Annotated in this window: 26 protein-coding genes, 2 pseudogenes and 1 riboswitch; of the genes and pseudogenes, 18 read left to right on the top strand and 10 right to left on the bottom strand. The window is 49.8% G+C overall.

Annotated features, from left to right (window positions below):
• Positions 1–14: 14 nt before the first annotated feature.
• Together N685_RS0102410 and yhbH are read left to right on the top strand one after the other, a co-directional pair.
• Positions 15–1,910, top strand: a complete 1,896-nt coding sequence (locus tag N685_RS0102410) for a PrkA family serine protein kinase (RefSeq protein ID WP_031405573.1) — start codon at positions 15–17, stop codon at positions 1,908–1,910.
• A 287-nt stretch (positions 1,911–2,197) separates the two neighbouring features.
• Positions 2,198–3,355: a sporulation protein YhbH gene (gene yhbH, locus N685_RS0102405; RefSeq protein WP_031405571.1), complete on the top strand. Its 1,158-nt coding sequence runs from the start codon at positions 2,198–2,200 to the stop codon at positions 3,353–3,355.
• 71 nt (positions 3,356–3,426) lie between these two features.
• On the opposite strand, the gene N685_RS0102400 is transcribed toward yhbH, so the two are convergent.
• Entirely contained in the window at positions 3,427–4,116 is a 690-nt protein-coding gene (locus N685_RS0102400) for a hypothetical protein (protein ID WP_031405568.1), read from the bottom strand.
• Between the two features lie 102 nt (positions 4,117–4,218).
• On the opposite strand from N685_RS0102400, the gene N685_RS18775 reads away from it, so the two are divergent.
• On the top strand, positions 4,219–4,374 hold the full coding sequence (locus N685_RS18775) for a hypothetical protein (RefSeq protein WP_237746865.1): 156 nt from the start codon (positions 4,219–4,221) through the stop codon (positions 4,372–4,374).
• 58 nt (positions 4,375–4,432) lie between these two features.
• Here N685_RS18775 and N685_RS0102395 read toward each other — a convergent pair whose 3' ends face one another.
• A complete protein-coding gene (locus N685_RS0102395; protein ID WP_031405566.1) occupies positions 4,433–5,113 on the bottom strand; it encodes a response regulator in 681 nt (226 codons plus the stop codon).
• 60 nt (positions 5,114–5,173) lie between these two features.
• Positions 5,174–6,751, bottom strand: coding sequence for an ATP-binding protein (locus tag N685_RS0102390; protein ID WP_031405564.1), 1,578 nt, complete (start codon positions 6,749–6,751; stop codon positions 5,174–5,176).
• A 315-nt stretch (positions 6,752–7,066) separates the two neighbouring features.
• Here N685_RS0102390 and N685_RS0102385 point away from each other — a divergent pair, with 315 nt between their 5' ends.
• The 5 genes from N685_RS0102385 (at position 7,067) to N685_RS0102360 (ending at position 13,186) form a co-directional block, all read left to right on the top strand.
• Complete coding sequence (locus N685_RS0102385) at positions 7,067–8,113, top strand: TRAP transporter substrate-binding protein (protein WP_031405562.1); 1,047 nt, start codon at positions 7,067–7,069, stop codon at positions 8,111–8,113.
• 411 nt (positions 8,114–8,524) lie between these two features.
• Entirely contained in the window at positions 8,525–9,787 is a 1,263-nt protein-coding gene (locus tag N685_RS0102375; RefSeq protein WP_031405558.1) for a dicarboxylate/amino acid:cation symporter, read from the top strand.
• Positions 9,788–10,067: 280 nt separating this feature from the next.
• Entirely contained in the window at positions 10,068–10,895 is an 828-nt protein-coding gene (locus tag N685_RS0102370) for an aldo/keto reductase (RefSeq protein WP_031405556.1), read from the top strand.
• A 143-nt stretch (positions 10,896–11,038) separates the two neighbouring features.
• A complete protein-coding gene (locus N685_RS0102365) occupies positions 11,039–11,731 on the top strand; it encodes a zinc metallopeptidase (protein ID WP_031405553.1) in 693 nt (230 codons plus the stop codon).
• A gap of 111 nt (positions 11,732–11,842) precedes the next feature.
• The gene (locus tag N685_RS0102360; RefSeq protein ID WP_031405551.1) at positions 11,843–13,186 is read left to right on the top strand and encodes a hemolysin family protein; all 1,344 of its coding nucleotides are present in this window, start codon (positions 11,843–11,845) and stop codon (positions 13,184–13,186) included.
• A gap of 73 nt (positions 13,187–13,259) precedes the next feature.
• On the opposite strand, the gene N685_RS0102355 is transcribed toward N685_RS0102360, so the two are convergent.
• On the bottom strand, positions 13,260–14,159 hold the full coding sequence (locus tag N685_RS0102355; protein ID WP_031405549.1) for an RluA family pseudouridine synthase: 900 nt from the start codon (positions 14,157–14,159) through the stop codon (positions 13,260–13,262).
• Positions 14,160–14,297: 138 nt separating this feature from the next.
• On the opposite strand from N685_RS0102355, the gene N685_RS0102350 reads away from it, so the two are divergent.
• Complete coding sequence (locus N685_RS0102350) at positions 14,298–14,696, top strand: YhcU family protein (RefSeq protein ID WP_031405547.1); 399 nt, start codon at positions 14,298–14,300, stop codon at positions 14,694–14,696.
• 157 nt (positions 14,697–14,853) lie between these two features.
• On the opposite strand, the pseudogene N685_RS0102345 reads toward N685_RS0102350, so the two are convergent.
• The 3 genes and pseudogenes from N685_RS0102345 to N685_RS0102335 form a co-directional block, all read right to left on the bottom strand.
• Positions 14,854–15,522 (bottom strand): annotated as a pseudogene (locus N685_RS0102345) (RNA-guided endonuclease TnpB family protein); the annotation flags it as partial.
• Positions 15,523–15,575: 53 nt separating this feature from the next.
• Positions 15,576–16,049: a thioredoxin family protein gene (locus tag N685_RS0102340; RefSeq protein ID WP_031405543.1), complete on the bottom strand. Its 474-nt coding sequence runs from the start codon at positions 16,047–16,049 to the stop codon at positions 15,576–15,578.
• Positions 16,046–16,483, bottom strand: coding sequence for a disulfide oxidoreductase (locus N685_RS0102335; RefSeq protein ID WP_031405541.1), 438 nt, complete (start codon positions 16,481–16,483; stop codon positions 16,046–16,048). Before N685_RS0102335 ends, N685_RS0102340 begins: the two co-directional genes overlap by 4 nt.
• Before the next feature lie 181 nt (positions 16,484–16,664).
• Here N685_RS0102335 and N685_RS0102330 point away from each other — a divergent pair, with 181 nt between their 5' ends.
• Entirely contained in the window at positions 16,665–17,111 is a 447-nt protein-coding gene (locus N685_RS0102330; protein ID WP_011230073.1) for a CBS domain-containing protein, read from the top strand.
• A 114-nt stretch (positions 17,112–17,225) separates the two neighbouring features.
• Positions 17,226–18,983: a phospho-sugar mutase gene (locus N685_RS0102325; RefSeq protein ID WP_031405538.1), complete on the top strand. Its 1,758-nt coding sequence runs from the start codon at positions 17,226–17,228 to the stop codon at positions 18,981–18,983.
• A gap of 47 nt (positions 18,984–19,030) precedes the next feature.
• On the opposite strand, the gene N685_RS0102320 is transcribed toward N685_RS0102325, so the two are convergent.
• Positions 19,031–19,288, bottom strand: a complete 258-nt coding sequence (locus N685_RS0102320; RefSeq protein ID WP_031405535.1) for a YhdB family protein — start codon at positions 19,286–19,288, stop codon at positions 19,031–19,033.
• A gap of 180 nt (positions 19,289–19,468) precedes the next feature.
• Between N685_RS0102320 and N685_RS0102315 the strand changes: the two genes are divergently transcribed.
• Positions 19,469–19,726, top strand: a complete 258-nt coding sequence (locus tag N685_RS0102315; protein WP_031405533.1) for a hypothetical protein — start codon at positions 19,469–19,471, stop codon at positions 19,724–19,726.
• A 21-nt stretch (positions 19,727–19,747) separates the two neighbouring features.
• Here N685_RS0102315 and N685_RS0102310 read toward each other — a convergent pair whose 3' ends face one another.
• The gene (locus tag N685_RS0102310; RefSeq protein WP_031405531.1) at positions 19,748–20,353 is read right to left on the bottom strand and encodes a DedA family protein; all 606 of its coding nucleotides are present in this window, start codon (positions 20,351–20,353) and stop codon (positions 19,748–19,750) included.
• 170 nt (positions 20,354–20,523) lie between these two features.
• Between N685_RS0102310 and N685_RS0102305 the strand changes: the two genes are divergently transcribed.
• From N685_RS0102305 to N685_RS0102285, 6 genes and pseudogenes are all read left to right on the top strand, one after another.
• Entirely contained in the window at positions 20,524–21,945 is a 1,422-nt protein-coding gene (locus tag N685_RS0102305; protein ID WP_013523016.1) for a SpoVR family protein, read from the top strand.
• A gap of 100 nt (positions 21,946–22,045) precedes the next feature.
• Positions 22,046–22,123 (top strand): annotated as a pseudogene (locus N685_RS20250) (cytochrome bd oxidase small subunit CydS); the annotation flags it as partial.
• Positions 22,124–22,211: 88 nt separating this feature from the next.
• Positions 22,212–22,502 (top strand): hypothetical protein, encoded by a 291-nt coding sequence (locus tag N685_RS0102300; protein ID WP_031405528.1) that lies wholly within the window; start codon positions 22,212–22,214, stop codon positions 22,500–22,502.
• Between the two features lie 107 nt (positions 22,503–22,609).
• A riboswitch (guanidine-I (ykkC/yxkD leader) is annotated at positions 22,610–22,712 on the top strand.
• Between the two features lie 55 nt (positions 22,713–22,767).
• The gene (gene sugE / locus N685_RS0102295; protein ID WP_031405526.1) at positions 22,768–23,088 is read left to right on the top strand and encodes a quaternary ammonium compound efflux SMR transporter SugE; all 321 of its coding nucleotides are present in this window, start codon (positions 22,768–22,770) and stop codon (positions 23,086–23,088) included.
• A gap of 395 nt (positions 23,089–23,483) precedes the next feature.
• Positions 23,484–23,756 carry a DUF1232 domain-containing protein gene (locus tag N685_RS0102290; RefSeq protein ID WP_031405524.1) on the top strand — a complete coding sequence of 91 codons (273 nt, stop codon included), beginning with the start codon at positions 23,484–23,486 and terminating at the stop codon, positions 23,754–23,756.
• A gap of 14 nt (positions 23,757–23,770) precedes the next feature.
• The gene (locus N685_RS0102285; RefSeq protein WP_031405522.1) at positions 23,771–24,463 is read left to right on the top strand and encodes a TerC family protein; all 693 of its coding nucleotides are present in this window, start codon (positions 23,771–23,773) and stop codon (positions 24,461–24,463) included.
• A gap of 40 nt (positions 24,464–24,503) precedes the next feature.
• On the opposite strand, the gene N685_RS0102280 is transcribed toward N685_RS0102285, so the two are convergent.
• Entirely contained in the window at positions 24,504–24,953 is a 450-nt protein-coding gene (locus N685_RS0102280; protein WP_031405520.1) for a hypothetical protein, read from the bottom strand.
• Positions 24,954–25,052 lie beyond the last annotated feature (99 nt).

Below are 25,052 nucleotides of genomic sequence, written 5' to 3'. Positions count from 1 at the left end.
TGAGGAGGTCCTTTATGGATATTTTGCAAAAAATCGCCCGATATCGGGAAGAAGAAGAAAAGTTGAAATGGGAAGGAACGTTTGCCGAGTATTTAAAGATTTTAAAAGAAAAGCCGTGGGTGGCCCAGTCGGCTCATTCGCGTGTTTATAATATGATCAAAGATGCTGGGGTCGAAGAGGTGAATGGACGGAAACGATATAAGTTTTTCAGCCAGCACTTGTTCGGGCTCGAGGAAGCGCTTGAGCGGCTCGTTGAGGAATATTTCCACCCGGCGGCGAAGCGGTTGGATGTGCGGAAACGGATTTTGCTGCTGATGGGACCAGTTGGCGGCGGAAAGTCGACGCTTGTGACTTTGCTAAAGCGCGGGCTTGAAGAGTATTCAAAAACAGAGCGCGGCGCGGTGTATGCCATTAAAGGATGCCCGATGCATGAAGATCCGCTTCACCTTATTCCTCACCATTTGCGCGAAGATTTTTACCGTGAGTATGGCATTCGCATTGAAGGTGAACTGTCGCCGCTCAATATGATGCGGCTGGAGAAAGAATACGGCGGACGCATTGAAGACGTGCTAGTGGAGCGCATTTTCTTCTCTGAGAACCGTCGCGTCGGTATCGGGACGTTCAGTCCGTCTGACCCCAAATCGCAAGACATTGCCGATTTAACGGGAAGCATCGATTTTTCAACGATCGCGGAATACGGTTCCGAGTCTGACCCGCGCGCGTATCGGTTTGACGGCGAACTGAACAAAGCCAACCGCGGGATTATGGAATTTCAAGAGATGCTAAAGTGCGATGAAAAATTTCTTTGGCATTTGTTATCGCTGACGCAAGAAGGCAATTTCAAAGCTGGACGGTTTGCTTTAATCAGCGCCGATGAATTGATCATCGCGCATACGAACGAAACGGAATATCGGTCGTTCATTGCTAACAAAAAGAACGAGGCGCTCCATTCGCGTATCATCGTCATGCCGATTCCGTACAACTTGCGCGTCTCGGAAGAAGAGCGCATTTATGAAAAAATGATCCGCGAAAGCGACGTCGCCGACGTGCATATCGCTCCACATACGTTGCGGATTGCGGCTATGTTTACGATTTTGACGCGGCTGAAAGAATCCAAGCGGCCGGATGTGGATTTATTGAAGAAAATGCGCTTGTATGATGGCGAAATGATCGAAGGATTCAGCGAGGTCGATGTGGAGGAGCTGAAAAAGGAGCATCCGGATGAGGGGATGAGCGGCATCGACCCACGCTATGTCATCAACCGCATTTCTGCTTGCATCATCCGCAAAGGAGTGCCGTCGATCAATGCGCTTGACGTGCTTCGTTCGTTGAAAGAAGGATTGGATCAGCATCCGTCGATCACGAAGGAAGACCGTGAGCGGTATTTGAATTTCATTTCGCTCGTGCGCAAAGAGTATGATGAAATCGCCAAACAAGAAGTGCAAAAGGCGTTCGTCTATTCGTATGAAGAGTCAGCGAAAACGTTGATGGATAACTATTTGGACAACGTCGAGGCGTACTGCAACAAGACGAAATTGCGGGACCCGCTTACGGGTGAGGAAATGAATCCAGATGAAAAGCTGATGCGCTCGATCGAGGAACAAATCGGCATTTCCGAAAATGCGAAAAAAGCGTTTCGTGAAGAAATTTTAATCCGCATTTCCGCCTATGCGCGCAAAGGGCAACGATTTGACTACAACTCGCATGAACGGCTGCGCGAGGCAATCCAGAAAAAACTGTTCGCTGATTTAAAAGATATTGTAAAAATTACAACGTCGACAAAAACACCGGATGAGCAGCAGTTGAAAAAAATTAACGAAGTCGTCGCCCGCCTCATTGATGAATACGGGTACAATTCCACGTCAGCCAACGAATTGCTCCGCTATGTCGGCAGCTTGTTGAACCGCTAGGCATGCCTCAAGCGCTGGGGCATGCTTTTTCTCCTCTTTTTAGCGCACTTCATGCGAAGAAGAGGACGGCCCTAGGAGCGGTGCCTTTGCTTAAAGGAGATGTGAAATCGACAATCGGGCTTGTCCACCTGTTTGTTTTCCACATTCATTTGTCAATTATTTTAAATTGTTGCATACGATAAAATAAACCAACTTGGCATAGCGATGGTCCGTTTTGATGACGCCAACATAAGTATATGCGGGAAAGCGAAAAGTGTGAAAATGATTTTTTCAAAGGAGGGGAAAACATGAAGGGGAATTTTGTTGTATCGAAAGAAGATTGGTCCCTCCACCGCAAAGGATATGATGATCAAAAGCGCCATCAAGAAAAAGTGAAGGAAGCGATCAAAAACAATTTGCCCGACTTAATTACCGAAGAAAGCATTATCATGTCCAACGGGCGAGATGTGATTAAAATTCCGATCCGCTCGCTTGATGAATACAAAATCCGCTACAATTATGAGAAAAACAAGCACGTCGGCCAAGGAGATGGAGACAGCCAAGTCGGTGATGTGGTGGCCCGAGATGGAAGCGGGGAGGGGCAGGGGCCAGGAAAAGGCCAAGGTGCTGGCGATTTGCCGGGTCAAGATTATTACGAAGCTGAAGTGTCGCTGATGGAGATTGAGGAAGCGTTCTTTAGCCAATTGGAGCTGCCTAATTTGCAACGAAAAGAGCTGGATCAAAATGTAGCCCAGCATATCGAATTTAACGACATCCGTCGCACCGGGCTGATGGGGAACATCGATAAAAAGCGGACGATGCTCACTGCCTTCAAGCGCAATGCCATGAACGGCAAACCAGGATTTTATCCGATTTACCGCGAAGATTTGAAGTTTAAAACGTGGAACGAAGTCGTCAAACCAGAATCGAAGGCGGTCGTCTTGGCGATGATGGACACAAGCGGATCGATGGGCATGTGGGAAAAATATATGGCACGCAGCTTTTTCTTCTGGATGACCCGATTTTTGCGTACGAAATACGAAACGGTGGACATCGCCTTTATCGCCCATCATACGGAAGCGAAAGTCGTCAGTGAGGAAGAGTTTTTCACGAAAGGGGAAAGCGGTGGAACGATTTGCTCATCGGCCTACCGCAAGGCGCTTGAACTTATTGAGACAAAATATCCACCGTCGCGCTACAACATTTATCCGTTCCATTTCTCTGACGGCGACAACTTGACATCGGACAATGCCCGCTGCGTCAAGCTTGTTCAGGAGCTGATGAAAGTATCGAACATGTTTGGGTACGGGGAAGTCAACCAGTATAATCGCCATTCCACGCTCATGTCGGCGTACCGCAATATTAAAGATGAGAAATTCCGCTATTATATCCTAAAGCAAAAATCGGATGTCTTTCATGCCATGAGAACGTTTTTCCGCAAAGAAGAGAGCAAACAGCTCGTCTGACCCTCTTGCAGCTGAAAAAAAGGGGGTTTTTCTTTTTGGAAAGGGAGGGCGATGGCCCTCCCTAAAATAAGTTATTGCTTTTGCAGCGTCGCCACCATGGCGAGCACAGCGCCAAGTACATCGCGCTCTTTAGGAGCGTGCACTGTCAAGAGCATCGGCGCTGGGTGAGCGCTGGCGATGACGTGAACGGTAACGCCATCGGCTTGGGCAGTGTACCAAACGGCATCAGCGAACGGTTTTGGAAGTTGATCCGTTTGCTGGCGGGCGGCATTGGCATCGACCGCTTGGGCATGTTCTTTGGCCAACTGCTCATAGTTCGTCTCCTCGTTATGAAGAAGGCGGATGCGGGCGAACGTGTCCCCATGGAGCAATACATCAGAATGCGGTTCTTCAGCATCGAGCGTCCACCCGTCTAGGACATAGAGCGAGAAATGCTGGTTGTCACTTGTGGTCAACGTTGCTGTCCCTGTGACTGTTTGATTTCCCATTTGGTAAGACAAGGAAGTTGTTGGACGGGAAGAAGCGGATTCATCCCCTGTCGACCCACTTTGTCCGCTTCCTGCTTGATTTTGTTCGTCAGCAGGGGGAGTTTCTTGAGCGGCTGGCTCTGCTGTTTGCGCGTTGATGGGATTCTCGTCTGAACTTGCCGTTTGTTTGGCTTTCGCTTCTGTCTCTTTTGATGCAGGTGTCTCTGTACCGCAACCGGCAAGCAAGGCGGCGGTGACAGCGATGGAGAAAAACGATTTCCAATATCGAAGCATCTTGATTCCTCCTTGCTTTCCATATACCATTCATTATAGCAGTTGAAACGGTGGAAACAAACAGACTCATTTCCTTTATTTTCTGGGTTTGATAATGATCCGTTGGCTGAAATGCTGGGCATGACAACCGTGGCACTCCCCCATTTTACGCTCGGAGAAAGAGCGTTCCGCCTTCTTCACCATTGGCGGGAGACAGGCAATGTGACGCGAAAGCAGGAAGAACTGCCTGCCCGGTTGTTGGTGCGGGATACGGCATAATAGGGCCTGGCTTTCCGTCTCTGACAATTAGCTTGAAGCCGCTCGAAATGGCATCGTGTTATGTTGCTTTCAGATGGTACCGATTCACTGGGCGTCCGACGCCGCCGTATTGAACATCGAGCACGACTTCCCCTGTTTTCTCAAGGTACTCTAAATAGCGGCGGGCGGTAACGCGGGCGATGCCGACTCCTTCGGCCACTTCCTCAGCGGAAACGGGGAAGCGGTGTTGGCGTAAATAGGCGATCACTTTTTCCAATGTTACCTCATTCAGTCCTTTCGGAAGCTCGGAGGACGGTCCGGCCGGTTGTTCAGTCGCCCGCCTTAGGGCATCGAGTTCCACCTGGGTGAGCGATTCCTTTTCCGCAAGCGACCGGCGGAACGTCCGATAATGCTCCAACGCCTGTTTGAGCCGTTCAAATTTAAACGGTTTCACAATGTAATCGAATGCGCCGTTTTGCAGGACGCGGCGCACCGTTTCAATGTCGCTTGCCGCGGTAATGGCGATGATATCAACTTCATGGCCGTGGGCGCGGATTTGTTTTAATGTTTCAAGGCCGTCTAACTGCGGCATGTAAATATCAACCATCGCTAAATCCGGACGGAGCTCTTGAATGAGGCGGAGTCCTTCTTCACCGTTTCGAGCGAGGCCGATGACGGTAAAACCGTCTATTTGTTCAATCATTTGCCGATTTACTTCTTGCACCATCGGGTCGTCTTCGATCAACAACACGCGATACATAGCCTGTTCCTCCTTCGTCTCGGTGGGGGACTTTCGCGGCCGCCGTTGCATGAATGGGGATCACATGTCAAAGGTAACAGTAAACACCGTTCCTTTTCCTTCTTCCGACTGCACATCGATGCGCCCGTTTCCCTTTTCCACAATTTGCTTCACCAAATACAAGCCGATGCCTCGTCCGTTCTCCCCTTTGGTCGAAAAACCTTCATCAAAAATGCGGTCAATATGCTCGCGGGCAATGCCTTGGCCGTTGTCTTCGACCGAGAGGGAACAAAGGTCTTCGTTTTGTTCGATGCTGATGTAAATTTCTTTTTCTCGGTCGGTTACATCACGGAACGCGTCGAAGGCGTTTTCAATTAAATTGCCAAGGAGAACAACGAAATCATGGTGATCGAGATGCGGCGGAAAGCGGTGCAGCCGGCTATGTCGGTCGATCGTCACGCGAATGCCGAGCTCCTTGCCGCGGCGGATTTTGCTTAAGAGCAACCCGGAAATGCTTTCGTCCTTAATGTTGCGGCTTAAAAACTGCGTCAGTTCTGCTTGTTCCTCTGTAACTTGAAACACGTACTCGAGCGCTTTTTCGATGTGGCCGAGCTGAATAAGGCCAGCGATCGTGTGAAGCTTGTTCATGTATTCATGATTTTGCACGCGCAAGGCATGGACAAACGCCTTTACGCCCGTCAGTTCTTCAGCCAGTCGTTTCACTTCCGTGCGGTCTTGGAAAATGGCGATGGCGCCGACCGTTTTTCCGTTGACTTTGATCGGAATGCGGTTGCTCCAAATTGTTAAGTTGCCGATCTGCAGCTCCTTATTGTAAATCGGTTTGTTTACTTCCAAGATTTCCGGAAGGTGTGTGTCCGGAATGATGGAGCGGATCGAACGGCCGATGACATCCCCTTTGACGCCGAGCATTTGTTTTGCCCGGTCATTGAAAATGGTAATTTTTTCATTGCTGTCAATGGCGATGACACCTTCGTGCATGGCGTTAAACGCTTCCGTCCGTTCGATCAGCAGCTTGGCGATCTCATGTGGTTCCAACTCAAACATTTGCCGCTTGATATGAGAGGCCAGCAGCCATGCACCAATTCCACCGACAACGAGCGACAAAACAACCGCTACGGCAGCTTCTTCTTTCAAAGAATCAATGGCTTCAAAAAACGTTGGCAGCCGGTAGGCGGCGATGACGACGCCAATTTGTTCGTGATGGCTGTTCATAATTGGAACGAAGGCGCGAACGACTGTACCGATTTCCCCACGGGCTTTGGAAGTGTACGTATGTTCGGCAAACGCCGGCCCTTCATCAGCGCCGTGGGAGATCGTGCCGATCATCGCCGGAAGCGGATGGGAGAGGCGCACTTTGTTCATATCGAGAACGACGATATAGTCGGCGTTGTGAATGACGCGCACTCGTTCGACGACCGGATTGATCAGCGCCCGGCTTTGTTTGTTTCCGACAATATGGCTCCTGATTTCAGGCAGCTCGGAGACGGTGCGCGCGGTCAATAAGGCACGCTGGCTGAGTTCCTCCTCCTTTGTATGGAAAAAGTCGCTGATGATGAATACACCGCTCAGCAACAGGGAAAAGCTGACGATGGTGAAAATCAAAATCGTAATTTTCCAGCGAATCGGCAGCCGGCTCATGGCGGAACTCCTTTTTGTCAGTCGTGATGGCTGTTGGTCATGCCATATGAATGGGAAAGGAATGAATCAATGTTTTTTTCATTATACCAAATCTTCTTGAATAGGAAGAAACGAAAGGTGTAAAATGGCGGTGGGGAACAAATATTCTTCCCGCCAGCATCGCAGATGGGGCATACGTAAGGCGTGGCGATTGCTGCTCTCAAACCGAATCCGTGAGCTCCAGCTGCTTTTTTGCTCCAATGATTCGAGTCGGCGGGGAGCATTGTGCTGAAGTGCCATTTTAGCAATAGGATGGATGAAAGAACGGTGTGAACAATGGGGAAAAGATGGAGACCATGGGCAATCCTTTTGTTTGTCGGCTTCGGTCTGATCGGCTGGGCAGCGAGCCGTCAACTGGGACATGAACCACTGGTTTATGACGACGAGCAAAAGGGGTTGAAAAAGCAAATCATTATTTATTTCAGCCATGTGGTAGCAGAGAATACGCCAAAAGGGCTGGCGGCGCAAAAGTTTGCCGAACTCGTTGAGCAAAAAACAAACGGCCGCGTCAAAGTCGAAGTGTTCCCAAACGGCTCGCTTTATTCGGATGGGGAAGAGCTTGATGCACTGCTGCGCGGCGACGTGCAAATGATCGCGCCATCGTTTTCGAAAGTGACGGAGTTGATCCCTGAGTGGCAAGTGCTCGATTTGCCATTTTTGTTCCGCGATGATGAACATGTTCGCTGCGTGCTTACCGGCAAGGTGGGAGTTGAGCTGCTTCAGATGCTCGAGGCGAAAGGGATTAAAGGGTTGGCGTTTTGGAGCAACGGGTTTAAGCAAATGATGGGCACGAACCGCCCGTTGATTAAACCGGACGATTTTCGAGGCTTGCGCTTTCGCATTATGCCAAGCGAAGTGATCGAAAAGCAGTTTCGTTTGCTTGGCGGTGAACCGGTTGCCGTTTCATTTGACCGTGTTTATCAGGAGCTTGAACAGCATAAGTTTGACGGACAGGAAAATACGATTTCCAATATTTATTCGAAAGGGTTTTACAAATTCCAACCGTATATTACGATCAGCGACCACGGGTATCTCGGTTATGTCGTCATGATGAACCAATCGTTTTGGGATCATCTTCCGAAAGATATCCAACGAAGCATTGAGGAAGCCATGGCTGAAGCGACGCATTGGAATTGGAAACAGTCAACGGAACAAAACGAACAGGAGCTTAGGCAGCTTGAACGGCGGGGTGGGGTCCATCTGTACATGTTGTCGGAAATGGACAAAAAGAAATGGAAGCAAACGTTTACGCCGCTGTATGAGGAATTTACGCGGCAGTTTGGTTCCAAGCTGTTGAATGAAGTGAAACAATCGTGTGAATGAGGGGGTCCGAAAAATAACGGGACGCCCTTTTCTTATCAACGTATAAATGCGTAACTTTCCTTCACCAAATTTTTGAATCAGCCTCTTTTGATCATCTCCAGCTAAGAAAGCCCTCATTTCCACGCAATCAGCGCAGGCAGGAAATGAATCAGTGGTCTTTGTAAAGCGGCTGAATCGTCGGACGCATGGGGAGAGCTTTGCTGACAGTTTGTCGCGGGACGGATGTTTCCAAGACTCTCTCCCCGCTGCGCCTTTGGTGCAGGCGGAAGGGGCGTTTAAGGGAAACACCCATGCGAGCGTTAAGACCAAAAAGACCAAAACGACCATTATCACCATAATATTTTGATTTCAATGATTTTTCTTTATGATAGTATTGAAAGCGTTGTCAATACATTGAAAGGAGTGGGAGAAATGCGGGGAAAGCTGAAAAACTTGACGGTACAAGTCATCATCGGCATCATTTTGGGGATTATCGTCGGATTTGTATTTCCGGAATTTGGCGCGAAATTAAAAGTATTAGCAGACGGATTTATTAAGCTGATTAAAATGGTGATCGCCCCGATCATTTTCTTCACCGTCGTCATCGGAATCGGCAACATGGGCGATTTGAAAAAGGTCGGCCGCATCGGCGGCAAGGCGCTTATTTATTTTGAAATTGTAACGACGTTTGCGTTGGCGATCGGGATTGTCGTCGTCAACCTTGTGAAACCAGGGGTCGGATTTCATACCGATGCAGTAAAAGGCGGCGACATTTCGCAATACACAAAACAAGCAGCAGAAACCAGCCACAGTTTTGTTGATTTCATCTTAAGCATCATTCCCGACAACGTCGTTGCCGCGATGGCGAGCGGCCAACTGCTTCCGGTGCTCTTCTTCGCTGTGTTGTTCGGCTTAGCGGCTGCCGCGCTTGGGGAAAAAGCAAAACCAGTGATTTCCTTATTTGAACGACTGGCGGAAATTTTTTTCGGCGTCGTCAACATGGTGATGAAGGTGTCGCCGATCGCTGCGTTCGGCGCGATGGCGTACACGATCGGCACGTTCGGCCTTGGTTCGCTCGTGTCGCTCGGCAAATTGATGGGGTCTGTTTACATTACGATGGCCCTCTTCATTTTCGTCGTGCTTGGCGGGATTGCCAAGTTTTACGGATTCAACATTTTTCAGTTTCTTGCTTATATTAAAGAGGAATTGTTGCTTGTTTTGGGCACCTCTTCGTCTGAATCAGCGCTGCCGCGGCTGATGGAGCGGCTCGAAAAATATGGGTGCTCCAAATCGGTTGTCGGTCTTGTCGTTCCGACAGGATATTCGTTCAACCTAGACGGCACATCGATTTACTTGTCGATGGCAGCTATTTTCATCGCCCAAGCGTACGGTATTGATTTAACCATTTGGCAAGAGTTGACGTTACTTGGCGTCTTAATGCTCACCTCGAAAGGGGCAGCGGGGGTTACCGGTTCGGGATTCATTACGTTGGCAGCGACTTTGGCGGCGTTCCCGATGATTCCGGTTGAAGGCATCGCCTTGCTCCTTGGGGTTGACCGCTTCATGTCGGAAGCGCGGGCGATTACGAATATTATCGGCAATGCTGTAGCGACGGTGGTTGTTTCGAAAATGGAAAACGAGTTTCATCCGAACGAAGCTGAAGTGGAGCGCTCCTCGGTGAGCGTGGCCAAATAAGTGGCAGGAGCGCTCTGCAAGTCCAATTGACAGCTTTTCCGTCCGCACGTTTCTGGCTGTGTCAGGAAAGGCGCCGCACGCCGCCAATTGCCGAGTGGATGAAAAAGGATGCAATGATAGCGCGAGGGGAACGTTTCCCCTCGTTTTTTCGTTGATTTTCCCCTAAAGCAAAGAACAAGAAGGACGTGGAAAAGTGAGAAAGGATAGCAAGCATATATTTTGATTTTCTTTCCCTCTTTTCCCATAATGAAACTATAATGACGCTCGAGGAGGAGAGGATATGAACGGTCTGCAAGATTGTGCCACCTTGCATAACGGGGTGAAAATGCCTTGGGTCGGCCTTGGAGTTTATAAAGTCAAAGAAGGGGAGGAAGTAAGAAGCGCGGTGCGCACCGCGCTCGAGGTTGGCTACCGCCATGTCGATACAGCCGCTTTTTATGAAAACGAAGAAGGGGTCGGTCAAGCGATCCGCGAATCCGGCATTCCACGTGAGCAAGTGTTTGTGACGACGAAAGTGTGGAACACCGATCAGGGATATGAAACGACGCTAAAGGCGTTTGACAAAAGCTTGAAAAAGCTCGGTTTTGATTACGTCGACTTGTATTTAGTTCATTGGCCGGTGAAAGGGAAATATAAAGAGACGTACAAGGCGCTTGAAAAGCTATATAAAGACGGGTATGTGCGCGCAATTGGCGTAAGCAATTTTCAAATCCATCATTTGCAAGATGTACTGGCCGATTGTGAAATCAAGCCGATGGTCAACCAGGTCGAGTACCATCCGCGCCTGACGCAAAAAGAGCTGCATGCGTTTTGCCAAGAAAACGGCATCCAGCTTGAAGCATGGTCACCGCTCATGCGCGGGGAAATTTTAAACGAGCCGACGATCGTTGACATCGGGCGCAAATACGGAAAAACGCCGGCGCAGGTTGTGCTGCGTTGGGACTTGCAGCACCGCGTTGTCACGATTCCAAAGTCGGTGACGCCGGCGCGGATCAAAGAAAACGCTGATCTTTTTGATTTCTCGCTGACCGATGAAGAAATGAAACAGATCGACGCGTTGAACTTGAACAAACGGGTCGGTCCTGACCCAGACAATTTCAATTTTTGATGTCCCCATCAGCTAAATAGCGCCTCGATGCAGGCGCTCTTTTTTTTGAAACCGGAGCGGGCCGTTTGACGTATGAAATAGCGGGCAAGTACAATAAATAATAGTATACACATTTGACAAACGAAAAAACGGAGGGTGCTGCCATGCTATTCCATCCGATGGATATTTTCATTTTTATCGCCTTCTTGATCTCGCTTTGGGCGCAGTGGAAGGTATCAAGCAATTTCAATGCCTGGTCTGAAGTTCCAGCCTCATCGGGATTGACGGGGGCGGAAGTGGCGCGCATGATTTTAGACCGTCACGGGTTGCACCATGTGCCGGTGGAGGTCGTGCCAGGGCGGCTTTCGGACCATTACGATCCGATTTCCCGAACGGTCCGTTTGTCGGAGCCGGTCTTTTATGGGCGTTCGATCGCTTCTATTTCTGTTGCCGCTCATGAGGTCGGCCACGCTGTTCAACACCAGCAAGGCTACGCTGCACTCGTCCTTCGCCACCGGATGTTTCCCGTTGTGAACTTGGCTTCCGGCGTGGCTCCGTTTTTGCTGCTGGTTGGGTTTTTGCTCCATCAATTTTCATTGATCGGTCTCGGCATTTTGTTTTTCTCGCTGGCGGTGGCGTTCCAAGTCATTACGTTGCCGGTCGAGTTTAATGCGAGCGCGCGGGCGAAACGATTTATGCTCGCTGAAGGGATCATCGCTCCAAACGAAACGCGCGGCGTGAACAAAGTGCTTGGCGCGGCGGCGCTGACATACGTTGCGGCAACGTTGATCGCCGTGTTTGAACTGCTGAAATATGTGCTCATTTTTACCCAAGGGAACAATAATGAGGAATCGTAACATATTGGGCTGTCTAAGACAGCCCAGCGGCATCATCGTCTATCAGCTGCAATGGAAACTTTTGTGTGCAGGAGGTGTAACCTGGGCGCTTCATCCGCGCTCGGAGACGAATTGGATATAGCCAGTTTGCTGTTGGTGGCGTTTCTCATCGCTTGCACCGCCTTTTTTGTCGCTTCGGAATTTGCGATCGTCAAAGTGCGCAGCTCGCGCATCGATCAGCTTGTCAATGAAGGGAATCGACGGGCGGTCGCGGCGAAAAAAGTGATTTCGAATTTGGACGGCTATTTATCGGCGAACCAGCTGGGCATTACGCTCACTTCGCTTGGCCTTGGCTGGCTTGGGGAGCCGACGGTGGCGCGGATGTTGCTGCCGCTGTTTGAACGCCTCCATTTGTCGGAATCCGTCTCCCATTTTTTAGCGTTTATCATTTCGTTTTCGCTCATCACCTTTTTGCATGTCGTCGTCGGTGAATTAGCGCCAAAGACGTTTGCCATTCATAAGGCGGAAGCGATTACGCTGTTTACGGCTCAGCCGCTCATCTGGTTTTACAAAATCATGTATCCGTTCATTTGGACACTCAACAACTCTGCGCGGCTTGTGACGCGCCTGTTTGGCCTCAGGCCGGTTTCGGAGCATGAAATCGCCCACTCTGAGGAGGAGTTGCGCCTAATTTTATCGGAAAGCTACAAGAGCGGGGAGATCAATCAGTCAGAGTACCGCTATGTCAATAACATTTTTCGTTTTGACGACCGCATAGCGAAAGAAATTATGGTGCCGCGCAAAGAAATTGTGGCGCTCGATATTAACAAAAGCGTCAAGGAAAACATGGACATCATTCGCGAAGAAAAGTATACGCGCTATCCGGTCATTGACGGTGATAAAGACCATGTGCTTGGACTCATCAACGTCAAAGAGGTGTTTACGGACTTTATCGCCAATCCGTCCAACGAAAAGCAAATGAAAGACTATATCCGCCCAATCATTCAAGTGATTGAATCGATCGCCATTCACGATTTGTTGGTCAAAATGCAAAAAGAACGCATCCATATGGCGATTTTGGTTGATGAATACGGCGGCACGTCTGGACTGGTTACAGTTGAGGACATTTTGGAAGAGATCGTTGGCGAAATCCAAGATGAGTTTGATATTGATGAAACGCCGCTGATTCAAAAAATGGACGATGATCGATTTGTCTTGGATGGCAAAGTGCTGATCAGCGAAGTGAATGACTTGCTTGGGCTGGACATTGATGATGATGACGTCGATACAATCGGCGGCTGGATTTTAACGAAGCATTATGATATCAAACCAGGCGAGAGTGTAGAAATCGATGGCTACTTGTTTACGGTGAAGGAAATGGACGGCCATCATGTGAAATCGCTGGAAGTGGCAAAAAAAGAGCTCAGTAAAGAGGAGGAGGCGGCAGGCGTCGAAGAGGAGGGATTGCGTTTGTAAGGCAGACAGGGATGTCTGCCTTTTCTCTTTTGGGCGAGAAATCTCCTCCCCCATCGAAGGAGGGCGGAGGAGATCAATGGTAAATGCGCGAAAGGTCGGTGGGAAAATCGCTTGTTGGCGCGAGGCAAATGACCTCTTCGTTTGTAAACGGATGGCGGAACGTTAGCTTAGCGGCATGAAGCGCATGGCGGTGAAACACTGGTTTGCCGCCATAAAGCACATCGCCGACGAGTGGATGGCCGAGATGGGCCAAATGGACGCGGATTTGGTGCGTCCGTCCGGTCTCGAGAGAAAGCTCGACAAGCGATGTTGACGAGAATGTTTTGATGACGCGATAGTGTGTCACCGCTTTTGCCCCCGTTTTCGAGACGCGACGGCGCGTTGGATGGTGGCGGTCACGGCCGATTGGCGCGGAAATGGTTCCTGATTTCGGGGACAAACGACCGTGCACAAGGGCGACGTACGTCCGCTTGATGGCGCGGTGGGCGAGCATCCGATCGAGCGTCGCACCGGCGAGCGGGTGTTTGGCAAATAAAATCGCTCCCGACGTGTCGTGGTCAAGTCGGTGAATGTGGCGCACTTTTGTTAAAATTGCCTGCGACTGCAAATAAAACGCGACCGCATTGGCGAGCGTGCCGGTTTGCCCCGGTTCGGACGGATGAATGTCGATGCCGGCTTCTTTGTTCAAGACGAGCAGATGGTCGTCCTCCCATAAAATCGAAAGCTCCCGATATTCTGGAACGATGAACGACGGCTCCGGCTCATATGCGTAAAGCTGAAGCCGGTCGCGTTCGTTGAGCACCGTCTTCCAGGGAACAGCCTGGCCGTTCAGTTTGACGCCGTGTTCCATCCGCCAACGGTGGGCGAGCTTTTTCGAGGCGGCCCATACGTCTTTCAGGAGCTGTTCAATCGTCAAACCGCTCCACCAGCTAGGGATGATGCATTCCAGCCAATCGCCTTTTCTTGTCCACAAAAGTTGTCACACTCCCAATTGTTTGTTAGCTGTGGAAACACTTTCTACCCCTATCCTTGCGCGAGATATGGTACACTCATAGTATCGTCTTACTGATGGAGAACGCAAGCATTGCGGCGAGAAAAGGTGGTATGGACGTTGAAAATGATGTATGCGGCGACTCCAGAGCAAGAGCATTACATGCAGTATTTGCTCAACTACTTTTATACCGATGTGTTTCCGTATTACTTCGATGATGAACAAATCCGTCAATTTGAGGAATGGGGCATTCTTTCGCTGGACCACGAACACGTTAAATATAATGGAACGATGAAAGAGGCTTTCCAAATCATTTCGGCGTTGCAGTCGCTCATTACCGTCATCGAATATATCGGGGAGCATGGGGATTTGGAACAGTATGAATGGCTGTTTGTTCGCAATCAAAAGATTTTGGCTCGCCATGGCATTGCCTTTCCTTTTCATGCCAAGCAATTCACTTGCAGGCGGCTTTGGCCGTGCAGCGTGTATGCGCCTGCGACGAGCCAATGGGTGATTTGACAATCCGCACGCCTAAAGGTGTGGGATTCTTGGGTCGTTAACGCCCTCATCCATTTCTGGTTCGGACAACGCCCAAGTTCGGGGGTGTGTCATCACCCCGTCCCATCGGGTTAGGATGTACCCCAATGGGCGGCGCACCTGCGACCAGTGGGCTAGGTTAGGCGGCGAAGCCTGAAATCGCTTTGGCGATGTTGATCGCGCCATTCAAGTCGGCGTGGAGGGTGTATCCGCACTTTTGGCATCGGAAGCGGATGCCGTTTCGGTTCGCTTTCTCTCGATGCCCGCATCGGCATGTTTGAGTTGTGTAGGTCGGATTCACCCATTCCACCCGGATGCCGACCATTTCGGCTTTGTAGGCAATCATCGTTTGCAGTTGATGAAACACCCATGAATGAAGGCTTCGACCGGCTTCTTTGGCCGATGTTGCCCGCTTTCGAATCCCCGTCAACTCTTCCATCCGAATCACGCCAACACCGTTGGCGAGGGCAAAATAGACAATTTGACAGCTGATTTTGTGGTTCACATCCTTCATCCAGCGGGATTCTTTATGGCCGATTTTGCGAATCATCTGGAGCTTCTTGGCTTTACCCAATGTTCGCCGCAGAGCCGCATATCGTCGGCGAATGAAGGCGCATTGATTCCCTTTGAAAAACAACGATTTCGTTCCTACGCTGGCAACGGCAATATAGCGAAGTCCCAAGTCAACACCCATCACCCTGGTTTCGTGTCGCGGTTCCACTTCAAACGTGATGGTGATGGCGAAATACCATTTCTTTCTCTTTTTGTAGAGCTTTGCTGTCCCTTGTTTGACGGTTCCAGATTGCAGGCTACCATTTTTTCAGAAGCATTCAATATAAAAATGCTCGCTTTTATCCCACTTCACTTGTCACTGTGCAATGAGGAAAACCAGTTTCGGAACGCTTGTTCATCATGATATCCTTCGATGCGTTTCCTCTCTTTTCCGTTTTCGTAATAGACGATGGTCGGGGTGGCTTCAATATGGTATGCATCCCATCCGTCTTCGAATTCAAGCAAGTTGAACAGCTTTAAATCGATGCCGAGCTCCTTTGCTAGCGGCACGACGATCGGCGTTGTCCGCTGGCAGTGTGGACATGTCGGGCTGTAAAAGTAAACGGTGAGCGTCTTTTTCTCAGCCAGCTGTTGTTTCAACTCCGCGGGCAAAATAATGTTGCGGTAGTTCGGGTCGTCAAGTTGGGCAATGGTGGCCGGATGCAGCTTGTTTTTATGGTAAGGGTTTCCTTTTGCTGCTTCGTTTTGCTCATAGGAGGTAACAAAGGCGATGGCGGCAAATAGGGCGATGATGATGCCGCCAAATGTGAGCAATTTTTTCAATGTTCGCTCCCCTTTCTTTGTTGGCGCATGATGGTCCAACTTAGCAACATAATGATCATAAAGGCAGTTAGCGCCAAGAATGGAATGGTGATAAACCCAAGCCAGTTGATATATTGCCCTGTGCACGGAATGCGGCCGCAGCTGATGGCGTATTCTTGAAGAAGCGGGATTTTTTGCAGTCCATAATGATACAAGGAAATGCCCCCGCCAATCAATGACAGTGTGAAGCTATAACGAGCTGCCGCAGCGTCTTTGCACACGATGGCGATTCCTAAAATGATGACTTGCGGATACATAAAAATGCGTTGAAACCAGCACAGGTCGCACGGAATGTACCCAAGCACCTCCGAAAAATAAAGGCTTCCGAGGGTGGCGATGAGCGCAGTCGCCCATGCGGCCAAAAGCAAGTGTTCCGCGCGTTTTTCTTGTTCCATTCTTCTCCCCTTCTTCCGTTGCAGACACCGTTGCCCGATCTTACACTGTTCAGCTTCATTATAAGGGATGGGAAACGGCGCGTCCATTCATAACCGGCAAAGGGCAGGAAAGAAAACAACATTTTCTATCTATATCGCTCAACAAACGAGCCATACTAATCGGTGAAAGGGGAGGATCACATTGACGAACAACAGCGGAAACAAAGTGCAGGACATTATGACGAAAAACGTCGCAACGATTTCGCCGAACCAAACGGTGCAAGAAGCAGCGCAAATCATGAGCCAAAAAAATATTGGTGCGCTTCCGGTTGTGGAAAACGGGCAAGTCAAAGGGATGATTACGGACCGCGATATTACGTTGCGTGTTTCGTCCCAAGGAAAAGACCCGTCGACCGTCAAAGTAGCAGAGGTCATGACGAACCAAGTCGTCACCGGTACGCCGAATATGAGCGTACAGGAAGCCGCGAATGTCATGGCCCAACATCAAGTTCGCCGTTTGCCGATCGTGGAAAACAACCAGCTTCAAGGCATTGTTGCGCTAGGCGATATTGCGACGAACAGCGCATCAAACGAAGCGGCTGAACAAGCGTTGACAAACATTTCTGAGCCTTCGCAGCCGCAAGGGTAATGGAAGAAAAAGGATGTCCATCTTTTCCCGGACATCCTTTTTCTTTTGGCAGGTATATTGTATGATGGGAGCGAATACATAAACAGGGAAGATGAAAAGCAAGGGGGAACAGCCATGGAATGGAGACAAAAATATGAACAATGGCTGCGTGAGCCGCAGCTCGATCCGGAATTGAAACGGATGCTGGAACAACGCCGCGATGATGAACGATGGCTGGAGGATTGCTTTTACAAAAATCTCGAATTTGGCACCGGCGGCATGCGCGGCGAGATCGGCCCGGGAACGAACCGAATGAACATTTATACTGTTCGCAAAGCGTCGGAAGGATTGGCGCGATACATACGATCGTTTGGTGATGAGGCGAAGCGGCGCGGGGTCGTCATCGCCTACGACTCGAGGCATCAATCGCCGGAATTTGCGATGGAGGCGGCGAAAACGTTGGCCACGAACGGCATTCAAACATACGTGTTTGATGAATTGCGCCCGACGCCGGAACTGTCGTTTGCTGTTCGCTATTTGCGGGCGTTTGCCGGCATTGTCATCACCGCCAGCCATAATCCGCCGGAATATAACGGCTATAAAGTGTATGGAGAGGACGGGGGACAGCTGCCCCCTGCTGTCGCCGACCAAGTGATCCGCTATGTCAATGAAGTCGAAAACGAGCTCGCCATTCATGTGGAAGATGAGAAAACGTTAAGAGAAAAAGGTCTTATTCGCATCATCGGAAGCGAAGTCGATGATGCTTATATCCATGCGGTCAAAACGATTTCCATTCATCCAGAGCTCGCAAGGGAAACGGCGATCAACATTGTGTTTACGCCGCTTCACGGCACGTCAAACAAACCGGTGCGCCGCGCCCTCGCTGAACTCGGCTACCAAAACGTCTTTGTTGTCAAAGAGCAGGAGCGGCCGGATCCGAACTTTTCAACTGTCGCTTCGCCCAATCCGGAAGAGCATGCGGCGTTTGCCATGGCGATGGAGCTTGGCGAACAAGTGAACGCCGATCTGCTCATCGCCACCGATCCGGACGCTGACCGGCTCGGTATTGCGGTAAAAAATGGGAGCGGGAAGTACATCGTTTTAACCGGCAACCAAACGGGCGCGTTGCTGCTTCATTATTTATTGTCGCAGCGCAAGGAAAAGGGCTTGCTTCCACCCAATGGGGTCGTCTTAAAGACGATTGTCACGTCCGAGTTCGGGCGGGCGATTGCCGCCTCGTTCGGCTTGGAGACGATCGATATGCTGACGGGATTCAAATTCATTGGCGAAAAAATCAAGGAATATGAGCAAACAGGGCAATATGCGTTCCAGTTCGGATATGAGGAAAGCTATGGGTATTTGATCGGCGATTTTGTCCGCGACAAAGATGCCGTGCAGGCGGCTGTCCTCGCGGCGGAAGTGTGCGCGTTTTATAAAAAGCAAGGGCGATCGCTGTATGAGGCGCTCTTGCAATTGTTTGACCAGTACGGCTATTACCGCGAGGGACAACGATCGCTCACACTGAAAGGCAAGGAAGGAGCAGAGGCGATTGCCGCGATTTTAACCTCGTTCCGTCAACAGCCGCCGGTGGAGGCCGCGGGGAAAAAGGTGACGGTGATTGAGGATTACAAAACGAAAGAGCGGACGAACACGTTGACCGGCGAAAAAACGGCCATTGATTTGCCAGCATCCAATGTGCTCAAGTATATCTTGGAGGATGGCTCGTGGTTTTGTCTGCGTCCATCAGGGACGGAGCCGAAAATAAAGGTGTATTTCGGCGTCAAAGGGACGTCGCTGGAGGACAGCGAAGAAAGACTAGCGCGCTTAGCAGACGCCGTCATGCAACGCGTTCAGGACGTGCTCAGTACCGTTTCGCCTTCTTATGCGCAATGATCAGCACAATCTGCGGGGAATTGGATGATGCCAATTCCCCGTTTATTTTACGAGTAAAACTGCACGTACTGCTCGACTCCCATTTTTTGTTCGCTCACTTCCAGCGCATGATCGATGTAGCGCAGCAAAGCGTGCAGCCGTTCCTGAATGACGGAGTAGTCGTGCTCAAAATTGTAAGCGTGGAGAAATTTTTCAATTTTTTTCGATAAAATATCATCAGGTGTACGCACCATTAAAATGAGCAAATTGTCCCATTCGGAGCGATGCGTGTAATAGAGCGCCTTATCATAGTCGACGGTGTTCAAGCGGCATGCCTCCTTTATCGAGAAGGAGTCACTGTTAGTGTATGACGGCAGGGCGTTTTGTTGCCCTGTAAATGTTGCGACAGAAGGCAAAATATAAATTATAACCGAAAGGAAAGCGAAAAAGGAAAAATAAATGTTGCAATTTTGTGACAAGGATAGTATCCTCAAAATAAGGGGATGATGAGAATGAACAAACGGCATGAAGGGCAAGAAATGATCAACATGTGCAAATGGATGGCGTCAGTGGGATTGATTGTCGGAGTTGCACTGTTTTTGCTTAGTTTTATCGCAAACGCTTACAACAAAGACTTTTTCTTGACGATCGTCAGCTTGGGAATTATGGGGGCGTCGATGGTGATATTTGGATTCGGCTTGTTTATGGGATTGCTGACGGAAACGTACCATCGCGGCCCGCGCGAGAATGTATGGCGCACGTAACGAAATAAAAAACACCGGTGATTATTCCGGTGTTTTTCGTTTTTGTTGGATGTACCAATAGAAGATGGCGAAACTGAGAACGGCTAGAAAGGCAGGAAATAAGAATGGGCGGTAGGCATGGATGTACTGCTTGACGGCCATCCAGCGGCTTTCGAAATAGGCGCCGATCGTCAAAAAGACAGCGACCCACATCATGGCCCCGCTGTAAGCGAACAAAGCAAATTTTCTCCAACTGTAGGCGTTCATGCCGGCCCAAAAGGCGGCGAGATGCCGAACGCCGGGGATGAAATAGCAAATGAACAATACCGCTGGGCCGAGTTTCGCAAACAGCGCTTTCGTTTGCTCGAGCCGCTTCTCCGTAAGATGGAGCTTGGGACCGAATTTATGCAAAAACGGCAGCCCGAGCGTAATCCCGAGAACGTAGCTAAGCGAAATGCCCGCTATGGCGCCGATCCAGCACGCAAGAAAGGCGAGTGGATACGAAAAAGCGCCGGTTGAGATGCGATAGCCGGCATAGGTCAACAGCAGTTCGTCCGGAATCGGCAGCCCGATGATGCCAAGCATCAGCGCGACCATAATGCCGATGTAGCCGAAGTGTTCGATAAGATGATGCAAATAATGTTGCAAATGATCACCACGCTTTGCTGCGATGTCGTGTCCAAATCATTATCATTATAATCCATTCAACGCCGAATGGAAATGGGAGGCGACGCAAGATGGGAAAGCGTCGGTGATTGAACGTATCAAAATGTCCTTTCCCTCATACATTGTGATAAAGGAGAAAAGGGGGGATTGTGATGCGGCAGGACGAGCTGAAAGAGCTGGAACGGGCCATTGCGGAGATTACGGAAATTGCGGAAGGATTTGGCCTTGATTTTTATCCAATGCGTTATGAAATTTGCCCGGCGGACATTCTTTATACGTTTGGCGCCTATGGAATGCCGACGCGATTTTCCCACTGGAGCTTTGGGAAACAGTTTTACAAAATGAAGCTCCATTATGATTTAGGGCTAAGCAAAATTTACGAACTCGTCATCAATTCGGATCCTTGCTACGCATTTTTGCTTGATACGAATACGCTGATCCAAAATAAACTGATCGTCGCCCATGTGTTGGCGCACAGCGACTTTTTCAAAAACAACGTCCGCTTCAGCAACACGAAGCGCGATATGGTGGAAAGCATGGCGGCAACAGCAGAGCGGATCAAGCATTATGAACATCAATACGGAAAATTGGAAGTGGAAAAATTTTTGGATGCTGTTTTGGCTATTCAAGAGCATATCGACCCCTCGCTCCTGCGGCCGAAGCTGTCATGGACGTGGGAAGATACGGAAGTGTACGAAGAGGAAGAGCCTCCGAAAACATCGACGCCGTACGATGATTTATGGTCGCTCGACGAGCGAAACAAGCTGAAAACGCCGCCGCGAAAAAAACGGCGCAAATTCCCGCCGCAGCCGGAAAAAGATGTGCTGTTGTTCATTGAAGAATACAGCCGTGAGCTTGAGGACTGGCAGCGCGACATTTTAACGATGATGCGTGAGGAAATGCTTTATTTTTGGCCCCAACTCGAGACGAAAATCATGAACGAAGGCTGGGCGACGTATTGGCATCAGCGCATTTTGCGAGAGATGGACTTGACGAGCGATGAGGCGATTGAATTTGCGAAACTGAACGCCAACGTCGTGCAGCCGTCGCGCACGGGCATTAACCCCTACTATTTGGGGTTGAAAATTTTCGAAGACATTGAAGAGCGTTGGAACAACCCGACCGAAGAGATGAAAAAATACGGCGTCAAGCCGGGGTCGGGGCGGGCGAAAATTTTTGAAGTTCGCGAACTGGAGTCGGACATTTCGTTTCTGCGCAACTATTTGACGAAAGAGCTCGTCATGCGCGAAGATATGTATTTGTTCCAGAAACAAGGAAAAGAATATAAAATCGTCGACAAAAACTGGGAGCATATCCGCGACCAACTCGTCAGCATGCGGGTCAACGGCGGATTCCCGTATATCACGGTCAATGACGGCGATTATATGCGCAACGGAGAGTTGTATTTAAAACATTGGTATGAAGGGATTGAACTCGATCTGAAGTATTTAGAAAAAGTGCTCCCATACATTTATCAGTTGTGGGGCCGTCCGGTCCATATGGAGACGGTCGTCGAGGAAAAGCCGATGTTGTTTACGTATGACGGGAAGACGGTGCATCGAAAATATTTGTGATGACGAAAGGCAGGGACATCCTGCTTTTTTTGTTTGCCGCCATAAAGGGTCCATCAAAGGAATACGGGACGGAAAGGGGAGGCAAGCTTTTGGGTCATGTGCGGCGGCGATCATCGTCGCCCTGTCGATCATCGCCGCGTTTTGGGCTGGTTGGAGAGATGTGCACGTAAATGAATAAACACAATGCCAGCGTCTTAGCAATGCATAGTTTGCCGCCAATCGCCCACACTAGCGGATGACAAGACGTGAAGAAAGGATGGGTGATCATGAAAGAAGTGTTGCAACGGGTAAAAGAACAGCTCGAGCAGGCGTTTGGCGAACCGCGCTCGACAAACCTGGACGGGGCGCTCCATGAGCTTGCACAGTTGAAAGCGAACGCCGGAGAAAAACGACAAATGATTGAGGATGTCATCCGTGCGGTGACTCACGCGCGCAATGCGCGAATGGAGCTTGCCGAGGCGGGAGATGAATCGGCGACGAACGCTTTCGCTGAAGCCTATCGGGCGCTCGATCAAGCGATTGAGTCGTACAGCGATGTGGATAACGATCCCGTATGAGGCAGGTGGGAATGTCCCATCTGCTTTCTTGCTATGCCAGCGGCACGATGGTCAAATCAGTAGCCGATTGGCCACAAACATGGTACAATAACAGCGGAAAAACGAAGAAACAGGTTTTCTAGGGTTCCGCGGCTGCTTTGCGGCCGGCCTGCGACCGAGAGAAAACGCGCGGCATCGCCGCGTGCACGGAGGGACAAAAGCCCGGGAGGAGTATCATGTTGATATTTCTCACGGCTTTTTTCTTTTTCGAAAGGAGGAATGGAACATGGCGTGGATATACTTAGTTGTCGCCGGCGTATTTGAAGTTGTTTGGGCCATTGCGCTGAAATATACGGCGGGGTTTACTCGCCTTTGGCCTTCTGTCGTCACCGTTTTAGGGATGGTCGCCAGCTTTTACTTTTTATCGATGGCCACCAAAACATTGCCCATCGGCACTGCCTACGCGGTATGGACGGGAATCGGAGCGCTCGGGGCGGTCGTCATCGGCATGCTGTTTTTACATGAGCCTGTCAACGCGCCGCGGATCGCCTTTTTAGTGTTGATCCTCGTTGGGATCATAGGGCTGAAATTCACCGCTGGGCAGTAAGGCGAAAAATGGGAGACGTCAAACGTGCAACACCATGTTGGCTCTTGATCGGCGTGGAAACATCGCCTTTTTTGTGTGATGCTTCGGCACAAATGGATTGACAGGGCGTATCAACATTGAATATGATAAAGTTGAACAAAGCGATATCGTTTTGTTAAAGGGGAGTAGCTTTAACAGCAAAGTCGTCAGTTCAGGGTGCACACCCTCGGCTTTGTTGGCAACGGCGACGTTGTTAGCGAGACCTTTACCGATGTTGGTAAAGGTCTATTTTATTTATGGAGGCCTTTACCAAGGATGGTAAGGGCCTTCTTTCATTTCATGAAACAAAAGGGGGGAAGATAATCGTAAAGGAAGATAGGTTCGGTTTCAAAAGAACAAAAAGTGGAGGGGATGGCATGCACAAATGGTGGAAACGGCTCCGCTTCATCATTCATGTCCGGCGCTTTCTTCCGTTTTTGTTCGAATTTTTCGTTTCACATGAAGTGCCAAGGCGAAAAAAATTGTTTTCCCTCGGTTTGCTGCTTTTGTATATAGCGCTGCCGCTTGACCTCATTCCCGATTGGCTGGCGTTGTTTGGTTTGATCGATGATTTGGCCGTCTTCCTATTTATTTTGCAGCAAATCATGAAGATGGCTCCGATTTCATTAAAAGAAAAATATAATCTGTAAAGGGGGATTCCTCCATGGATCTGTTGTCAGCAGAGTTTTGGACGGCGTTGCTGTCGATCGTCATTATTGATCTTTTGTTGGCAGGGGATAATGCGATTGTCATCGGACTTGCGGCCCGCAACTTACCTAAACACCAGCAAAAAAAGGCCGTTGTCTGGGGGACGGTCGGCGCCGTTGTCATTCGGGCGTTGGCGACGATCTTCGTTGTCTGGCTGCTGAAAATTCCGGGCCTCTTGCTTGTCGGTGGCGTGTTGCTTGTCTGGATTGCCTATAAGCTGTTGATCGAGGGAAAGAGCCACGACGATGTCGAAGCTGGGGGAAGTTTATGGGAGGCGATCCGCACGATCATTATTGCCGATGCGTTGATGGGGCTGGACAACGTATTGGCGGTCGCTGGTGCGGCGCATGGAAGTTTTCTCCTTGTTGTTCTCGGGTTGCTCATCTCCGTTCCGATCATGGTGTGGGGCAGTACGCTCATTTTAAAATGGATCGAGCGTTTCCCCATCATCATTACGATCGGAGCTGGAGTCCTCGCCTGGACGGCGGCGAAAATGATTGTCGATGAGCCGTTTTTAAAGGCGTATTTTGCTAACCCTGTCGTGAAGTATGGATTTGAGCTGCTCGTTGTTGTGGTTGTCATTGCGGCGGGAGCGATGAGAAAACGAAAAAGCGCCAAAGAGCCGCAACCGAAAGCCGCCAATGAATAATTGGCGGCTTTTGTGTTGGGAGCCATCGCTAAGTGGATGGCTATTTCCATTTCAGCAGCAGAAATTGCAGCAGCCACCCAATGGAAAGCCCGGGGATGACACATAAGATCGGCAGCCAAATCGGCCCTAACAACACGCTGTCGATCGTCACGTGCGATGAATACATCAAGCCGACCGTCACAAAGTAGGCGGAGACGACAAACGGCAAAAATGAGTACGGCGTTCGCCCGCCGCCAGCGTCTTTAAACGCATCCCACATGGCAAAAAAGTATAAACATGGATAAAACATCAGCCATCCGATATCGACAATGCGGGCGGCCTCATCCGTACGTCCCAAAAAGCTGAGGCGGATGGCTTCATTGAATCGGGATTGGGTGTTAATCACAAATTCCAACGCGATAAACAAAATTCCCTTTATATATTTTTTGTTCAACAGTTGCCCAAATCCAGGCAAAGCAATGCTCCATAACAACGCTTCGATCGCTTTCACCTTCTCGAACCCTTTACTGAGATAATATTAGTTGATCGTTGCTTCGTCCGTTGCACCGTCAGATGGAGCTGAGGACAATCGATGGATGCTTCATTGGTC

The organism is Geobacillus vulcani PSS1 (genome assembly GCF_000733845.1).
GTDB classification, from domain to species: Bacteria; Bacillota; Bacilli; order Bacillales; family Anoxybacillaceae; genus Geobacillus; species Geobacillus vulcani.
This window is presented reverse-complemented; position numbering and strand designations above follow the sequence as displayed.

Bases quoted from the DNA above. Each gene is read 5' to 3' on its own strand.
- N685_RS0102410 (WP_031405573.1), top strand. From the start codon at position 15: ATGGATATTTTGCAAAAAATCGCCCGATATCGGGAAGAAGAAGAAAAG.
- yhbH (WP_031405571.1), top strand. From the start codon at position 2,198: ATGAAGGGGAATTTTGTTGTATCGAAAGAAGATTGGTCCCTCCACCGC.
- N685_RS0102400 (WP_031405568.1), bottom strand. From the start codon at position 4,116: ATGCTTCGATATTGGAAATCGTTTTTCTCCATCGCTGTCACCGCCGCC.
- N685_RS0102395 (WP_031405566.1), bottom strand. From the start codon at position 5,113: ATGTATCGCGTGTTGTTGATCGAAGACGACCCGATGGTGCAAGAAGTA.
- N685_RS0102390 (WP_031405564.1), bottom strand. From the start codon at position 6,751: ATGAGCCGGCTGCCGATTCGCTGGAAAATTACGATTTTGATTTTCACC.
- N685_RS0102385 (WP_031405562.1), top strand. From the start codon at position 7,067: ATGGGGAAAAGATGGAGACCATGGGCAATCCTTTTGTTTGTCGGCTTC.
- N685_RS0102375 (WP_031405558.1), top strand. From the start codon at position 8,525: ATGCGGGGAAAGCTGAAAAACTTGACGGTACAAGTCATCATCGGCATC.
- N685_RS0102370 (WP_031405556.1), top strand. From the start codon at position 10,068: ATGAACGGTCTGCAAGATTGTGCCACCTTGCATAACGGGGTGAAAATG.
- N685_RS0102365 (WP_031405553.1), top strand. From the start codon at position 11,039: ATGCTATTCCATCCGATGGATATTTTCATTTTTATCGCCTTCTTGATC.
- N685_RS0102335 (WP_031405541.1), bottom strand. From the start codon at position 16,483: ATGGAACAAGAAAAACGCGCGGAACACTTGCTTTTGGCCGCATGGGCG.
- N685_RS0102325 (WP_031405538.1), top strand. From the start codon at position 17,226: ATGGAATGGAGACAAAAATATGAACAATGGCTGCGTGAGCCGCAGCTC.
- N685_RS0102315 (WP_031405533.1), top strand. From the start codon at position 19,469: ATGAGAATGAACAAACGGCATGAAGGGCAAGAAATGATCAACATGTGC.
- N685_RS0102305 (WP_013523016.1), top strand. From the start codon at position 20,524: ATGCGGCAGGACGAGCTGAAAGAGCTGGAACGGGCCATTGCGGAGATT.
- N685_RS0102300 (WP_031405528.1), top strand. From the start codon at position 22,212: ATGAAAGAAGTGTTGCAACGGGTAAAAGAACAGCTCGAGCAGGCGTTT.
- sugE (WP_031405526.1), top strand. From the start codon at position 22,768: ATGGCGTGGATATACTTAGTTGTCGCCGGCGTATTTGAAGTTGTTTGG.
- N685_RS0102290 (WP_031405524.1), top strand. From the start codon at position 23,484: ATGCACAAATGGTGGAAACGGCTCCGCTTCATCATTCATGTCCGGCGC.
- N685_RS0102285 (WP_031405522.1), top strand. From the start codon at position 23,771: ATGGATCTGTTGTCAGCAGAGTTTTGGACGGCGTTGCTGTCGATCGTC.